Source organism: uncultured Marivirga sp., from assembly GCF_963974845.1.
Classification (GTDB): Bacteria; Bacteroidota; Bacteroidia; order Cytophagales; family Cyclobacteriaceae; genus Marivirga; species Marivirga harenae.
This window is the reverse complement of sequence record NZ_CAXBEQ010000002.1, coordinates 556371-571902: the sequence shown is the minus strand read 5'-3', so window position 1 is coordinate 571902 and position 15532 is coordinate 556371. Positions and strand designations below refer to the sequence as shown.

At 36.6% G+C, this 15532-nt stretch carries 14 protein-coding genes; 8 read left to right on the top strand and 6 right to left on the bottom strand.

The window, feature by feature from the left end; all coding sequences use genetic code 11:
- Positions 1-46: 46 nt before the first annotated feature.
- From AAC601_RS06960 to AAC601_RS06950, 3 genes are all read right to left on the bottom strand, one after another.
- Complete coding sequence (locus tag AAC601_RS06960) at positions 47-1231, bottom strand: MFS transporter (protein WP_340152863.1); 1185 nt, start codon at positions 1229-1231, stop codon at positions 47-49.
- Between the two features lie 122 nt (positions 1232-1353).
- Entirely contained in the window at positions 1354-2175 is an 822-nt protein-coding gene (locus AAC601_RS06955; RefSeq protein ID WP_340152862.1) for an SDR family oxidoreductase, read from the bottom strand.
- Between the two features lie 53 nt (positions 2176-2228).
- Positions 2229-2681, bottom strand: a complete 453-nt coding sequence (locus tag AAC601_RS06950; protein ID WP_340152861.1) for a hypothetical protein — start codon at positions 2679-2681, stop codon at positions 2229-2231.
- Between the two features lie 134 nt (positions 2682-2815).
- Between AAC601_RS06950 and AAC601_RS06945 the strand changes: the two genes are divergently transcribed.
- The 3 genes from AAC601_RS06945 (at position 2816) to AAC601_RS06935 (ending at position 6951) form a co-directional block, all read left to right on the top strand.
- Complete coding sequence (locus tag AAC601_RS06945; protein ID WP_340152860.1) at positions 2816-3364, top strand: hypothetical protein; 549 nt, start codon at positions 2816-2818, stop codon at positions 3362-3364.
- 75 nt (positions 3365-3439) lie between these two features.
- Positions 3440-5107: a formate--tetrahydrofolate ligase gene (locus AAC601_RS06940; protein ID WP_340152859.1), complete on the top strand. Its 1668-nt coding sequence runs from the start codon at positions 3440-3442 to the stop codon at positions 5105-5107.
- 437 nt (positions 5108-5544) lie between these two features.
- Positions 5545-6951 (top strand): S41 family peptidase, encoded by a 1407-nt coding sequence (locus AAC601_RS06935; protein ID WP_340152858.1) that lies wholly within the window; start codon positions 5545-5547, stop codon positions 6949-6951.
- A gap of 147 nt (positions 6952-7098) precedes the next feature.
- Here AAC601_RS06935 and AAC601_RS06930 read toward each other — a convergent pair whose 3' ends face one another.
- Together AAC601_RS06930 and AAC601_RS06925 are read right to left on the bottom strand one after the other, a co-directional pair.
- Complete coding sequence (locus tag AAC601_RS06930) at positions 7099-7776, bottom strand: LytTR family DNA-binding domain-containing protein (protein ID WP_303271244.1); 678 nt, start codon at positions 7774-7776, stop codon at positions 7099-7101.
- The gene (locus AAC601_RS06925) at positions 7773-8777 is read right to left on the bottom strand and encodes a histidine kinase (RefSeq protein WP_340152857.1); all 1005 of its coding nucleotides are present in this window, start codon (positions 8775-8777) and stop codon (positions 7773-7775) included. Before AAC601_RS06925 ends, AAC601_RS06930 begins: the two co-directional genes overlap by 4 nt.
- 200 nt (positions 8778-8977) lie before the next feature.
- Between AAC601_RS06925 and AAC601_RS06920 the strand changes: the two genes are divergently transcribed.
- From AAC601_RS06920 to AAC601_RS06900, 5 genes are all read left to right on the top strand, one after another.
- Positions 8978-9337, top strand: a complete 360-nt coding sequence (locus AAC601_RS06920; RefSeq protein WP_303271242.1) for a MotA/TolQ/ExbB proton channel family protein — start codon at positions 8978-8980, stop codon at positions 9335-9337.
- 189 nt (positions 9338-9526) lie between these two features.
- The gene (locus AAC601_RS06915; protein WP_340152856.1) at positions 9527-11374 is read left to right on the top strand and encodes a cystathionine beta-synthase; all 1848 of its coding nucleotides are present in this window, start codon (positions 9527-9529) and stop codon (positions 11372-11374) included.
- 302 nt (positions 11375-11676) lie between these two features.
- Positions 11677-12264, top strand: coding sequence for a hypothetical protein (locus AAC601_RS06910; protein ID WP_303271240.1), 588 nt, complete (start codon positions 11677-11679; stop codon positions 12262-12264).
- A gap of 125 nt (positions 12265-12389) precedes the next feature.
- On the top strand, positions 12390-14417 hold the full coding sequence (locus tag AAC601_RS06905) for a M13 family metallopeptidase (protein ID WP_340152855.1): 2028 nt from the start codon (positions 12390-12392) through the stop codon (positions 14415-14417).
- 103 nt (positions 14418-14520) lie between these two features.
- Positions 14521-15252 carry an SGNH/GDSL hydrolase family protein gene (locus AAC601_RS06900; RefSeq protein ID WP_340152854.1) on the top strand — a complete coding sequence of 244 codons (732 nt, stop codon included), beginning with the start codon at positions 14521-14523 and terminating at the stop codon, positions 15250-15252.
- A gap of 36 nt (positions 15253-15288) precedes the next feature.
- Here AAC601_RS06900 and AAC601_RS06895 read toward each other — a convergent pair whose 3' ends face one another.
- The gene (locus AAC601_RS06895; protein ID WP_340152950.1) at positions 15289-15492 is read right to left on the bottom strand and encodes a YwbE family protein; all 204 of its coding nucleotides are present in this window, start codon (positions 15490-15492) and stop codon (positions 15289-15291) included.
- Positions 15493-15532: the final 40 nt, after the last annotated feature.

The window sequence follows — 15532 nt, the reverse complement described above, 5'->3', positions numbered from 1 at the left end:
ATCATGCTTTCTGTCAAAACCTTTTCTTTTGTATTAGAAAATAATCTTAAATTATAACTTTAGCCGAACCGTTTTTATACAAACCGAAAAGCCCTAATAAGGGACCAAGTGCTAAAATCAAAAACAACAGACTTGGAGCAAGTTCAATTCTTAGATAATTCAAAACTTGAATACTCACTATCGTTATAGCAAAGCCAATGGAGTTCACTATGGTTAATGCAGTTCCTTTTATTTCTGCTGGAGTATTTTGTGCTACTAGTGTTGAAAAAAGAGGGGAGTCCGCGATTACAACCATGCCCCATAAAATTAAGAATGTGATGAATACTGCGGGGCTACTATAAAGGATCAGCAAAGGAGATAAAAGGCAGCACATACCAGAAAGAAATAATGATATGGAAGCCGTCTTTCTAACCCCAATAAATTCAGAAATATACCCTCCTGAAATACATGATAAACTTCCGGCTCCAATGATTATAAATGACAACAGTGGGATATTAAAGGTTGATAGTTCTTGTTGGTCTTGGTAGATCGATAAAGCCAAAGGGACAAAAGCCCAAAAGGCATACAATTCCCACATATGGCCAAAGTAGCCAAAAGCAGATGCTCGAAAATCCTTTTTCTTAAATACTTGAAAGAAAGCCGAAAAATCTGGCTTTTGACTTCTTTTTTGAAAAGGACCATCAGGAACAAGTAATAGCAACAAGATTCCTCCCAGCGTTGCCAAGGCGGAGGTAATGTAGATCACTATTTCCCATTGAATATTTTGTGTAAATTCTTTTAATAGATGTGGAAAAGCAGTGCCCAACACTAAAGCTCCTACCAAAAATCCTAAAGACTTACCTAATCCCTTTTCGAAATAATCAGAAGCTATCTTCATACCTACAGGATAAATTCCGGCCAAGAAAAAGCCTGTTCCAAAGCGAGTGCTTATCAAACTGATTAATGTATTTCCATCCCACACGCCTCCTAAATTAAAGAGTGACCCGATTAAGGCACAAACAAAAAATACTTTAGAGGGAGAGAAACGATCTGCAATAGAGAGCACTGCAAAAACTAATGTTCCTATTATGAAACCAAATTGAACAGCTGAAGTCAAACTCCCTAAAGCCGTTGGTTCTAAGCTAAAACTGCTTAATAAATCAGGCATTACCGCATTTCCTGCAAACCATAAGGAAGTGCAGCAGAACTGAGAGAAAACGATGATAGGAAGTATTCTGGAAGAAGGCTTCATATAATATCTTGAATCAATTTTATCCTTAAAGGTATTATTTCCTTCGGAGAATTCTTAAATATCTTTATTGCCTCTATTTAGCTCGCTAATTTTCAGCGCTTCTTCTTTTTTTAAGATAGATACTAATAATAGCCCTCTACCATCTTTTCGCTTTCACCCCAAAGACGCTCTCTTGCAGCTTGACTGTTTGCTAGAGAAGAAGCTTTCTTTACTTTTTTATCCTTGAAGTAAGAGCCATTTTTATCTTGGGACAAGTTACTACTTGCTAAATAGATGGATGTGGAGGCACCTTCCCTCGTGCTTTTCATAAATGGTGTTCCTAATTTCCACATCAATTTGAAGAAGCCCGGCAATTGTTCACCAAAACCAGAATCAATTACTCCCGGATGTAAAGCGTAAGAGGTTAAGCCTTTGTCTACTAATGATTTTGTAAAGAGCACATTGTATAATTTAGCATTTCCATATCCCAGTATGGTGGAATATTTCTTCTTTAAGTTCAAATCAGACCAATCAGGCTTTCCTGCTCTGTGAGCTTCAGAGCTCACATTAATTACCTTGGTTTTGCTTTTCTCTAGTAAAGGCATCAATATTTTAGTAAGTAGGAAATGCCCTAAATGGTTTACGGCTAAATGCAGCTCAAAACCATCTTTGCTTTCTAAACGCTCATGGAATGTTCCGCCCGCATTATTAATTAGCACATCCAATTTATCAGTTTTTTGTAAAAGTTCTTCTCCTGCTTTCCTTACAGATTTAAGGTCGGCCAAATCACATTTAATGATGATAATATTTTCTTTGTTATCCCAATCGGCAATTACATCTTCTGCTTTTTCGGTATTGCGAACCAAAAAAATTAAGCGGTTACCTTTTTTCAATAATTCTTCGGAGGTGGCCAAGCCAATTCCTGATGTGGCTCCTGTGATCGCGATGGTTTTCGTATTCCTCATAGGAATACCCAACCTGTTTGTGAAGAAATGGTTGGGGAAATTTTTATGTTTTTTTATTCTACTTTTTGAAAGTAGTTATCTGAGCCATCTGAAGGGGAGCCGTTAAAAAGCATATAATTTTCAGAAAAATATAAGGTGCCAAATGTGTTTGAAATTGGCTCCTCCGTTTCTAGGTACAAAGCATCTCCATCCCTTTCCTCAAATTGCCAGTGCAACGTTCGTTCCAAATTCTTATTCGTAAAAACTTTCACACTATCCCCTTCAAATCGCAGATCAAAATAATTGTCTTCTACCGCAGACCATTTATTGCTGTCTCCAAAGCCACAGCAGTAAGTATAAATTAAATTCCAGCGTCCTTGTAAATGCTCTATTGCTGATGCTTTGGTCCAATTTGCAGCTTCATGATTGGAGTAAAATTCTTGTTTATTGAATGGTGCCTTTGTCTCATCTTCAGTACATGAAAAAACTAATGCAACAATTATTATCCACGGGAAAACTATTTTCATAATTTCTGATATTTTAAATGGCTATTTATATAGACCCACATAAATATAAAATAGTTGCACCTTTGTTTTTTCCTTGTCTTTATTTTCTTGGAAGTCAAACATATTGAAAGATAGAAGGTTACCTGTAAAAAAACATGAAACTACTTATCACAATTTCTCTTGTTGCATTAACTTACCGTATACAAGCACAAGATATGTTATCTATGGCAGAGGCTGAAAGCCGACAGCTCATTTCAATGGCTAATGTCACTGCAAACAGTTCAGATGGAATTTATAGATATTATGCTAAAGGAGCTAAAGAACCTTTCACTGGCATATTGTTCTCAAAATTTGAAAATGGAAACTACGACTCCTATCAGGAATATGTTGATGGTGTTGGTCACGGAACGTGGATTAATTATTATGAAAATGGTAATTACAAAGAAATAGGAATATATGAGCAAAATAAAGTAATGGGACCCATTAAAAAGTATCACGAGAATGGTGAATTAGCATCCGAAGGAGTGTATAAAGACTGGAGAGTGAGAGTGGGCAAATGGACTTTCTATAATGACCAAGGGCAGTTACTACAAAGTGTCGATTATGGCGAAAAGGGAAGTATAGTAGAGGTAAAAGAGTATTACGAGAAGGGGAAAATTTCTTACAGCTGGTATAGTAGGATTCTAAATGAAAATGGGTTTTAATCATTAAGTTATATGATATCCATCATTATATTTGTTGGATTGACGTAGTAGATTAGCAGCATAAAAAGAAGCCCGATGACAGACTTAGAAATCGCGAATAAAAGCCAATTACAACCCATCCAGCAAATTGCAGAAAAATTAGGTTTAATTCCAGATGAGCTTGAAATGTATGGAAAGTACAAAGCCAAATTACCGCTGGATGTGATTAATGATAGTAAAGCTGAAAAAAGCCATCTTATTTTAGTATCTGCTATTTCTCCAACGCCCGGAGGCGAAGGAAAAACTACTATGTCCATTGGTCTTTCTGAGGCACTTAACCAGTTGGGTAAAAAGACGACTGTGGTGCTTCGAGAACCTTCTCTTGGTCCTGTTTTCGGAATGAAAGGAGGGGCTACAGGAGGGGGAAGATCTCAGGTTTTGCCGATGGAGGATATCAATCTCCATTTTACAGGCGATTTCTCCGCTATCGAAAAAGCTAATAATTTACTTTCTGCCATTATTGATAACAATGTTCAAAGTAAGAGTAATTCACTAGGACTCGACCCAAGAACCATAGCTTGGAAGCGAGTTATGGATTTAAATGATCGGGCATTAAGAAATATTGTGGTAGGATTGGGTGGCACAACCAATGGAATTCCAAGAGAAACGGGATTTGATATCACGGCAGCATCAGAAATTATGGCCATTCTTTGCCTTTCTTCTGATTTGATTGATTTAAAGAAGAGGCTTGGAAATATTTTTGTTGGATATACTTTCGATAAAAAGGCGATTTATGCTAGAGACTTGAAGGCAGAGGGAGCTATGACTGCTTTGCTTAAAGATGCAATTAAACCTAATCTCGTACAGACAATTGATGGAAACCCAGCGATTATTCATGGCGGACCTTTCGCTAATATCGCTCAGGGCACCAATACGGTCATTGCCACAAAAATGGGCATGTCATTATCAGATTATACGGTAACGGAAGCCGGTTTTGGCTTTGATTTAGGGGGCGAAAAATTTCTAGATATTAAATGCCAAAGTGCAAATTTAAAACCTAAAGCCGTGGTTTTGACCACTACAATTCGTGCGCTGAAATACCATGGCGGAGCAGATCTAAAAACACTCAAAGAACCCAATGAAGTAGTTCTGAAAAACGGCTTTCCCAACTTGGAGAAACACATTGAGAATGTGAAAAAGTATGGGATAACGCCAATTATCGCCATTAATAAATTTAGCACAGATAGCGAGGAAGAAATAGAGGCGGTTCTAGAATATGCTAGAAGTAATAATATTCAGGCAGAAGTGGCAGACGTTTGGGCAAGTGGAGGAAAAGGGGCATTGGATTTGGCACAAATTGTTATTGATTCTGTAGATGCCGAAATTTCAGATTTCAAACCTTTGTACAATTGGAATAGCCCAGTAGAGGAAAAAGTAGCTAAAATTGCAAAAGAAATTTATGGAGCTGATAGAGTGGAATATGCAAGTAAAGCTAAAGCAGATTTAAAGCGAATCGAGAATTTGGGGCTAACGAGTTTACCTATTTGCATTGCTAAAACCGAAAAGTCCCTCTCTGATGACCCTAAACTTTTAGGGAGGCCAAAAGATTTTGTCTTGACGGTAAGAGAAATAGAAATCGCTGCTGGAGCAGGATTTATTATTCCGATTACGGGAAATATTATGCGGATGCCAGGCTTGCCAGCCCATCCGGCCTCAGAGCAAATTGATGTGGATGAAGAAGGAAGGATTACAGGTCTTTTTTAAGCGTCTAGCCCATAAAGGGATGAGCACTATGTTAATTGTTACCCATTTTACTATTGACAACATCTTTCCTTTTCCTATTTTTTATGGAATTTTAACAAAATTGAAGAATAATAGAAAATAGACGTTCAATATTCACTAAGCAGCAGAAGGTTTAAATAGATTACCCATAACCTAATAGTTCCGTCTTTCCCTAATTTGAAATATTGCCTAGTTAGCAATAATTTATAAACTATTTATATATATATTGAAAAGTTAATTCAACAGTCACCAAAACCTGGGTAGATTTTGGTAGCTAAAAAAACGTTCCTTTTTGTTTAATATCATTTAAATCGAATGGTAGTGTTTATCACTAATAAGTAAACCAATAATTATTCAACATATTAAACCTTACAATGAACCTATTTCTTAAAATCACCCTCAGCTTATTATGTCTAATAATGGTACCTTATCTGACTTTACAGGCTCAAGATTGTAATTGTGAAGATTCTTTCAAAAAGACGGTGGACGTCTATGAGAAAGATTATTCTCTTTTTATTTATAAAGTCACCGATGAAAATCGCGACTTATACACGGCACATACCGATATTATGCGCACAAAAGCAATGCAAACGGATAATTTGCAAGACTGTAAAACCATCTTAGTACAATGGCTTGATTTTTTTAGAGATGGGCATACTTACCTGAAGATTTCCACATCAATAGATCTCGATATCGAAAAAATCCCGATTTCAGAGAAGGAATTCAAAAGCAGTTATAAACGCAATGAATATAAGCAAAATCCGCTTTTGGGAATATGGCAGTATAAAGGATACGAAGTAGCTATTATTCCCAATCCCAAAAATAAAAATCAGACCAGAGATTTTGTTGGGCTTGTAATTAATAGCAGTAATGAAGATTGGAATCAAGGCGATGTAAAATTCGAACTTACCAGCGATTTCGGAAGCAATTACAAGTCTACTTTCATGATGGGTGATCATACCCCCAAAACCGTCAAAGCTTATCAACTTAGTGAAAGTAAACTGAGCTTCGAAAACCTCAATGAATGGACTAAAATATGGCCGAAAACCAGTAGCGAAGTTTCCGAATCTGAAATTGTTGAAAAATTTGGTCAATTTCACTTTACGGAAATTGATGGCATTCCTTATTTGAGATTTCCTGATTTCTATTCTGTAGATGAACTCCATGTCGACAGTATAATGAAAGCTAATCATGAAAAACTTTTAGCTTCAGAATTTATCATTGTGGATATTCGAGAAAATGGAGGAGGAAATGATGTTACATACTACCCCCTGCTACCGTACATTTTGAGCGGTCCTATTCAAATTCCTAATACAGGCTTATGGATGAGTGATGGGAATATTAAAAAATTCTTTGAATCAAGCGACTTGAAAGGCAAATCGATCGATGAGTACACAGCAGAAGAGCGGGAGCTCTACGATTATGTGATGTCGCTTAAAGGCACTGCATTTTTTGAAGACCCTAATTATTTCTATGAATATGAGCCTGACACCATTTATACAAGCCCTATGAAGGTTATACTCTTGAGTACAGAAGCTGGCAGTTCAGGAGAAACCTTTGTTTACAGAGCGAATCAAAGTGATAAAGTAGTGGTTTATGGTCAAAATACTGCAGGAGTAGTCGATGGATTCAATGGCCTTTCAACGGATATTGGTTGTTTTACACTGACGTACCCTTCTTCCTTTCGAGCAAAGGACGTGAATGAAAACCCAATAGATCCATATGGCATTGCACCAGATGTATATGTTGATGAAGATGTTGATGTTTTAGCTTACTCAATTCAGCACATGAAGCAGTTGATCAAAAATGTGAACTCAAAAAAATAAAAAAACTCACTAGATGAGGACTAAGCATTAGTTATGCGATCACAAATATGGTACAATGAATCGATATGGCTTCATGACATTTATAATATTGTAAATATAAAAAAACTAGCAGTGGTAGAGACAGTAGCAAATTGTCCGTTCCACTGTCTAATCCCCAAAATCAACCTGATTTTTAAAAGATCTAGAGATGTTCAACCATTCTTCTCCAACTTTGACTTTTTCTTTTTGAAAAGCGGTTATTTTATCTTGATTGATGATAAAGGATCGGTGAATTTGGATAAAGCTTTCAGGGATTTGTTCTTGAAGTGATTTCAAAGTCATTTTGCTCATCAATGGTTTTTCATTTTCCAATACGAACTTTAAGTAGTCGCCTCTTGATTCAATAAAAAGCACTTTGTCCAACAGTAATTTCTGCTGTTGCCTGTCAATTGAAATGAAAATATGGTGAGATTGTTGATTCACTTCTGAATTACTAGATTCTAATCCGTTGACAGCCTTCAAAAAGCGTTCAAATGAAATCGGCTTTAATAGATAATCTAGTGCTTTTACCTCAAATGCTTCAACAGCATATTTTCGATGTGCTGTAATGAAAATAACTTTTGGCTGGATGGGATTGCTTTTAATGAAAGTCAGCCCATCTAATCCGGGCATTTCGATATCAATTAATAGCAAATCAACTGGATTTTTCTGCAAGAAATCACGAACCTCCCAGGCATTGGTGAAAGTGTCTTTCAAATCCAGAAAGGGAACTTTGGCCACATAATCGCTGATAAGTTCGCGTGCCAAAGGTTCGTCATCGGCTATAATGCATTTCCAAGTTTTCATTTAACAGGGATTTGGATTTCGATTTTAAAATTACCCTCACTAATGGACTTCTCCATTTTGTATTCTTCTTTGTAAATATAAGAAAGTTGACTTTCAATATTTTTTAGGCCTATTGCTTTTGGATTACTTTCGTTGTGTAAAAAGTTATTGGAAAATGATAGAAGCAGATTACGGTCTGTGCTTTTGATCGAATACTTGATTTTCAATTTTCCGGTATTATTTATCCCTCCATGTTTAAAGCAATTCTCCATTAAGGTAATCAGAATCAAGGGCGGAATTTTAATAAAAGCATCCTCTGGAACTTCCAAATTTTTTTCAATTTCCAAACGATCCCCAAAGCGGAAACTTTCCACATGAATATAGTCTTCTAAAGTGCTTATTTCATCAGATAATAGGATCAAGTCTTTTTTGCTATTCTCTAGAATATACTCTAACAAAGCACTCAATCGCAAAATTAATTCAGGTGCTTTATCTGATTTCTTAAGTGATAAAGCGTAAAGATTATTCATTGTATTAAATAAAAAATGTGGATTGAGCTGGCTTTTCAGAAAGCGCAGTTCTGCCTGTGCCATATTTTTTATGGCCTCATTTTTTTCATTTTCCGTGGTTCTCCATTTATCTATGCTGGTGATGGCTACGAAAAGAAATACAATCAAGAATAATACGGTATTTAGGATGGCTATATCACGAGTGCCGGGAGGCATTAATTCAAATTGATAATCTGCAATCACAATAAAAACCACCGTATTAATGAGGAGTGTCAAAAATATCGCTGAAATAATGAGGTAAACTACATAAAGAACAAATCTCAATTTTTTATCCTTCAACAGATACTTAGGAATCAAGTAATTGGATATCAGGTAAGCGCAAGCAATGGTTACGGGCAAATAAATCAAACTTAAAAGCAGTGCTTCATTCCAATTGTTGTCATAACTAATCAAAAATGCACAAAGCAAAAATGAAAGTAGCCAAAAAGCGATATGATATAGGTAGTGCTGCATCTGGAAAAAGTAAAATTAAACAACTTCAGTTAAGATGCATTTTTTATCGACCGATAACTTCTTTAGGTAGGCAGAACACAAAATTCACCTTCTAAATCTAAAATTGTGTTTTCTATCTTTACAAACCCGACAACCATCGACTATAAATAATAAAGTGCAAAAATGTTGATAGGATTGCATATCACTTAAAAACAAAAATTATGAAAATTATTGAAATTCATGTTGAAGGAGGAATTCTATTTATGGGCATATTATTTTGCCTTCTAGTTGCTGTGGTTGTAACATCAGCACTGGTTTTGAAGCATCGATCTGACAATGTCTTGTCAGAAAAATGGCTGAAGATTTCGCAGGACATAGCGCTTTTTGCTCTAGTTTTCGGCATTTTGGGCCAATTAGTAGGCTTGGTCGGTGCTTTTCAAGCAATTGAGCAAGTAGGAGAAGTTTCCCAAGCCTTATTGGCCGGGGGACTAAAAGTATCTTCCTATACTACGCTTTATGGATTCTTTATATTTTTGCTGGCCAAGCTTTTTAAAATTGGATTTCTATTCTCCCAAAAGTAAGCCGTTTAAAATCATGCAATAAAGTGTCTCATGAATTATTGCAATTTTGAACTCTAAGCACGCATTGATTTGCGTGCTTTTTTTGTTTAAAAATTGATACTATTCATATTGAAGTAAAATCATTAAGGCCAGATTTAAAATTTAATTAGCTTTGCACAAACACTTTTACATCTATCGTATTAACCTATTATGGAAGACAATAAAACACTCAATTATACAAAAAAGGTGGTCGAAAATGCACCTACTGATTGGTTGAATCTTACAACTCACCGCTTGGATATTTATAAAGAAGAATTGGCCAAAACAGAATTTTTGGAAAAATTTGAAAGTTTGTTTGAAGCTAAAATAGCCGAGAAAACAGCTCTTAGCGAATTGCCAACTGCCTATGATTATATTCGGTTAGGTCATCCTTTATCGACTGTCTTGGAGTGGACGATTGCCAAACAAAATCGGTTGAATCCTGATAGCGTCATCGCCTTTTCTTCCAAAACGATCCCAGTTTTGGCAGTGCTAAGGAAGAATCTATTTGACAAGAAAAGCACCCAGGTTGTTTATACTGAAGAATTACCGGAAGCTTTTGATGAGGAAATTATCAAGCTTGTTTACGGATATAGTTTTGAACTGAATAAGGTTAGTAGCATTGAAGAAGTACCTGCTTTTGACGGCAGTACTATTTTCGTTTCTCAAGAGGATGACTTAAATAAAATCTCGCTTCAGCAGAATATTGATTTTTTCGTTAGTACTCAAGCTAATCTTGGAAGTGTTTTACTTGTAAATGGTAAAGAAAACGAAAGCTATATTTCTGCTATTCAGCACGTGAGAAGAAGGGAAACTATTGCTATGACGCCTCCAGACTGCTACACTTTATTACAAAAACTGACTGGAATTTCTGCTACTGGCGATCCAAATTCAAAATTTGATGCTGACAAAGCAAAGGTTCTTAAAACCATAAAGGAAATAACAGCCACGGATACCACAGCCCTGTTGGGGTCATGTGGTTTATCGGTTCAATATGCCATCATGATGGGTCTTATTGAAGATGCAATGGAAAAGCATGAAGGAAAGGCTATCAAAATTATTGTACCCCCTAACTGCTATGGCGGCACAAATGATCAGGCAAGAAGAGTTGCGGCTTGTTTGGAAAATGCGGAAATTTTGGACTTAGCGGTTGATGGCGATAGTGATATGGTGAATAGTACGGAACAAGTTTTGGAAGCCGTAGCTAAGGACAATGCTGTACCCTATATTATTGCAGAGATTCCAACAAATCCTAGAGTGGAAGTTCCTGTAATGGAAGCTTTGAGAAAAGCTTTAAGCAAAGAGAGAAAAACAGCAAATGGAGAAAAAGCCATTGATCCTGTATTTATTTTAGACCAGACCTTTTGCCCTAATATTCAATTTTTGAGTGAAGAGGGAATTCTATCAGAAGTTCAGACGATTTCTTATGTAAGTGGATCGAAATTCCCAAGTGGCGGTAAATGTACTGCAGGATATGTTTCAGCTAACAGAAAAGCGGCCTCACTAATGGATAAAATTGAAAAGCATCTAATTCTTTGTGACAATGAAGCGACACCTCTACAAACGGCAATATTAGCTGAGCAATTGCCATCTATGAATCAAAGAATTGCAGATGCTTATAAAAACACCCGTGAATTTGTAAGCTTTATTAGGGAAACTTTACCCACTGCTAAGATCAATTTTGTGTCTGAGGAATTAGCGCAAGCAGATTTTACCCCTTCCGTTTTTTCATTAGATCTTCCTACTAAAGGAAATACTCCAGAAGAAAGAGAAAATTATAAGAGAGCTTTAAATTTAAAGCTGATTAACATGATGATCACGGAGATTCCGGAGGAAAGCAAGTACTGTGTGAGTTATGGTCAATTGAAAGGCTGTTATTGGACTATTCCAGCTACTTCCACACAAGGAACGACCAAAGAAGAAGATAAGGATTATATAGCGCGAGTATCGGTTTCGCCTGACCTAGATTTGAAAAAGCATAAGGAGGTTTTTGTTAATTTTGTTAACAGTATTGGATAAGGAAAATGACGGGAAGGCTTCTCCAGCTAGAAAAAATGGATTGATGTTGTGCTACCCATAGGTTGATTATCAAAGCCCTGGTAAACAGAGAGCAGGTGGATAAATTTACTGGGGATATTTGATACAATATTGTACTAATACAGGATGGCGAAATATTTGTGGTTTGAAGTTGTCAAGTGTTTCTTAAACTTCCAAAAAAAGCAATAATCAAAATCATTTACTTAGTAGGTTATACATGTTTTTTCAATACTTTTGTACTTCTGTTTCCGCCATAAAAGGGATTGGGCCATTAAATTAAATTCATGAAACGAGTCTTTCTTATTTTGATCATAATAATTTGTTCTTTTGAGCTGAAAGCTCAGGAAGATGGAACTTACTATGAACCAGATGATCGCCCGAGCTTTTATATAGGGCTCGGGAGTGGCATTAATTCTTATACAGGTCTTGCAGGAGTTACGGCCAATTATATAATTGATAAAACCCTTTTTGTGCAAGGTGGCCTAGGGTTAAGCAGTTGGGGTTTCAGGACCTCAATTGGGCTGCGTTATGATCAGTCCTACCGGCATGGGTTTACTTATGGAATTAATTTGTCAAGGTCATCGGGTATAGATGATATAGACCTGACTTTCGATTCTGGGAATGGAACGACTCAAGAGGTTAATATGCGCTTTGAAAGTACTACCACTTTTAATTTGAAGGCGGGCTACAATTGGTGGTTTGGAAAGTACAACACACTAAATATAAGTCTCGGCTACGCAGCAGCTTTTAAGGATCAACCTTGGGTAGTTAAAGATGGATCAACCTTATCCCCATTTGACCAGCAAGTATTACGACTCCTTTCACCAGGAGGAATTGTTCTTGAATTAGGGCTGACTTTTGCTATTCAGTAAAAAGGACATTAAGTAATAAAGACTTCCGTAAATTACTCTTAAGTTTTGTTGAAATCGCTTATTTCAACAATATGATGAAAAATTACTATCTTGTTTGCTTTTACAGCTTAATTCAAACGGTAAACATGAAATCATTTTTTTCTCTAATCATTGCAGTACTAGGCATCGTAGCATGCACAGATCAAAAACCGGAAACCACACCCAAAGTAAAATATGTAGCCATTGAAGGAATTGACAGTAGTCGCAATCCAGGCGATAACTTTTTTCAATATGTAAATGGAATCTGGTATGATTCTGTTTCTATTCCTGAAACGCAAGCCGGAGTAGGGGCCTATCGTTTTATGAATTACCCACAAAGATTACGCCTCCAGAACTTATTGGATAGCGTATCACAATTGGATAACGCTAAAGGAAGCATCGAACAAAAGGTTGGAGATTTCTATGCTTCAGGAATGGATACCGCCAAAATCAATAGAGAAGGCTTTCAGCCTATTAAGCCAATACTTGCTGAAATACAAACCATAACGAATGTCTCTTCTTTGATGACCTACGTGGCGTTGCAAGCTAAGCAGCAAAATAATTCAATTATTGGCTTTTATGTTGGACCAGACGATAAAAATAGTAAAATCAATATTGCCCATGCGTATCAAACAGGTCTGGGGTTACCCAACAGAGATTATTATTTTGATAAGAATAGCTCCACTGATGGAATACAAAAAGCATATAAAGAGTATTTAGCTACACTTTTTGAATTAAGTGGAACAGATACAAAAGCAGCTGAGAAGATGTCCGAAAAGGTTTACGACATTGAAAAGCAAATAGCCGAATCGCACAGAACCAGAGTAGAGTTAAGGGATGTGAAAGCAAACTACAATAAATTTTCTGTAAAAGACTTGAATGAAATGCACCCCAATATTGGCTGGAGCAAATTGCTCAATAGCATGGGGGCAGAAACTGATTCAGTTGATGTAGGTCAACCCAACTATTATGAAAATTTGAACGAGTTGCTAGTTAGCATTCCAATAGAAAATTGGAAGCTATTTATGAAATCAAGCACTTTACAGAATTACGCTGACAATCTAAGTAAAGCTTTCGTTGATGCTGAATTTGCTTATACAAAGGTGATCTCTGGACAAGCGGTGCAAAAAACAAGAGGCGAAAAAATGGCAAGCGCTGTAGATAATATGCTTGGCGAAGCATTGGGACAGTTATATGTGAAAAAGTATTTTCCTGAATCTGCCAAGCAACGAATGCTTGAATTATTGGATAATGCCCAAAAGGCTTATGCCAACCGAATAGATCAATTGGAATGGATGACCGATAGCACAAAAGTAAAGGCTAAAGAAAAACTATTCGCCATCACTAAGAAAATTGGCTATCCTGATGAATGGAGAGATTATAGTAGTGTCGAAATTACTCACGATAATTATTTTTCCAATATAATTTCAGCTTCTAAAGCTCAGTATAACTATAATTTAGCTAAACTTAATCAGGCAGTAGATCGGAAGGAATGGTATACCACACCATCAACAGTAACGGCTTATTATAATCCATCTGCAAATGAAATTGTGTTCCCGGCCGGCATTTTACAACCGCCTTATTTTGACTACGAAGCCGATGATGCCTTAAATTATGGAGGAATTGGTATGGTAATAGGACATGAGCTTACCCACTCCTTTGATGATCAAGGTGCGCAATTTGACAAAGAAGGGAATGTTAATAACTGGTGGACAGATGCTGATTATAAAGAGTTCAATGCCAGAACTCAAGCAGTAATTGACCTTTATAGTTCTTTTACAGTTTTGGATACATTGCATATCAACGGAGCGATGACTGTGGGAGAAAACACGGCCGACTTAAGCGGATTAGCTGTTGCCTATGATGCTTTCAAAATGACTGAGCAAGGACAAGACACAGCAAGAATAGATGGTTTTACGCCAGATCAGCGATTTTTTATGTCCCTAGCCCGAATTTGGAGGGTAAAAATGAAAGAGGAATATCTTCGCTTGTGGATCAAAACCAATTCGCATTCTCCTCCAATGTGGCGTGTAAATGGCCCTTTGATGAATATCCCTGGCTTTTATGAGGCTTTTGACATCAAGCAAGGAGACAAAATGTATTTAGCCGAAGAGGAAAGAGTAGCAGTTTGGTAGATGAAAATTTAACATATGTTTTTTATGAAGAGTGCAAGTGAATGCTTGTGCTCCTTTCTGTTTAATGTAAAAACCTAAAATAATTAATCAGTGTTTCTATAGGATGAGGCAGAACAAAAATTTCTATCATCTATTTACTATTATCTCAATTCTACTAATCATTGGTTGTGAAAATTCAACTGATCAGATTGACTTTGATGATATAGAGACTAATGAGCCAGAGGTAGACGAATCCGCTATTCAATATTTAGCTCTAGGAGATTCTTATACAATCGGACAAGGTGTTCCAGAGGAGGAAAGTTGGCCAGCTCAATTAAGCCGTAGAATTGAGCAAGAAACATCCTTGAAGGTGGAAGTTGACATCATTGCTCAAACTGGCTGGACTACCAGTAACCTTATGGGTGTGATTGAGTCATATGATATTAATTCTGGAGATTATGATTTAGTATCCCTATTAATTGGGGTCAACAATCAATATCAGGGCATGGATTTTTCTTTGTATGAAACGGAATTCGATTCTCTTCTCCAAATTGCTATTGACATTGCAGGTGATAGCGGAGATGTATTTGTGGTATCTATTCCTGATTATGGGGTTACTCCCTTCGGAAGTTCTAATAGCGATAAAATAGGCAAAGAAATCGACCAATATAATACTTATGCTAAAAGTGTTTGTAATAATAAAAATATTCCTTTTATCGATGTTACTTCTATCTCTCGTGAATTAGGCTCCTCCTCGGATGCATTGACCAATGATAATTTACATCCCAGCGGTTTCCAGTACTCTCTGTGGACCGATCGGATTTATTCTAAAGTTTTACAGTTGATTGGAGATTGAAAATCTATTTATTTTATAAATAAGATCAACCTCTGGCTATTCCTCCTCCAAAATCTCCTTCACTCTACCTACTACGCCAGTCTCCAACATCACTTTTATGCCATGAGGATGAAAGGAAGATTTGGTCAAAATCTTTTTAACAAAGCCGTTAGTTAAATCGCCTGTTCTTTGGTCCTGTTTCTGGACGACTTCCACTTCCAAGCCAATTTTTATCTCATTTCTATTTCTTCCGTCTAGCATAGCTATTTTTATTTTATATAATATTGCCAACCCAATCGAA

Coding starts and splice junctions, on each gene's coding strand:
- AAC601_RS06915 (WP_340152856.1), top strand. CDS start 9,527: ATGGAAGACAATAAAACACTCAATTATACAAAAAAGGTGGTCGAAAAT.
- AAC601_RS06895 (WP_340152950.1), bottom strand. CDS start 15,492: ATGCTAGACGGAAGAAATAGAAATGAGATAAAAATTGGCTTGGAAGTG.
- AAC601_RS06925 (WP_340152857.1), bottom strand. CDS start 8,777: ATGCAGCACTACCTATATCATATCGCTTTTTGGCTACTTTCATTTTTG.
- AAC601_RS06955 (WP_340152862.1), bottom strand. CDS start 2,175: ATGAGGAATACGAAAACCATCGCGATCACAGGAGCCACATCAGGAATT.
- AAC601_RS06900 (WP_340152854.1), top strand. CDS start 14,521: ATGAGGCAGAACAAAAATTTCTATCATCTATTTACTATTATCTCAATT.
- AAC601_RS06935 (WP_340152858.1), top strand. CDS start 5,545: ATGGTACCTTATCTGACTTTACAGGCTCAAGATTGTAATTGTGAAGAT.
- AAC601_RS06920 (WP_303271242.1), top strand. CDS start 8,978: ATGAAAATTATTGAAATTCATGTTGAAGGAGGAATTCTATTTATGGGC.
- AAC601_RS06960 (WP_340152863.1), bottom strand. CDS start 1,231: ATGAAGCCTTCTTCCAGAATACTTCCTATCATCGTTTTCTCTCAGTTC.
- AAC601_RS06950 (WP_340152861.1), bottom strand. CDS start 2,681: ATGAAAATAGTTTTCCCGTGGATAATAATTGTTGCATTAGTTTTTTCA.
- AAC601_RS06930 (WP_303271244.1), bottom strand. CDS start 7,776: ATGAAAACTTGGAAATGCATTATAGCCGATGACGAACCTTTGGCACGC.
- AAC601_RS06910 (WP_303271240.1), top strand. CDS start 11,677: ATGAAACGAGTCTTTCTTATTTTGATCATAATAATTTGTTCTTTTGAG.
- AAC601_RS06945 (WP_340152860.1), top strand. CDS start 2,816: ATGAAACTACTTATCACAATTTCTCTTGTTGCATTAACTTACCGTATA.
- AAC601_RS06940 (WP_340152859.1), top strand. CDS start 3,440: ATGACAGACTTAGAAATCGCGAATAAAAGCCAATTACAACCCATCCAG.
- AAC601_RS06905 (WP_340152855.1), top strand. CDS start 12,390: ATGAAATCATTTTTTTCTCTAATCATTGCAGTACTAGGCATCGTAGCA.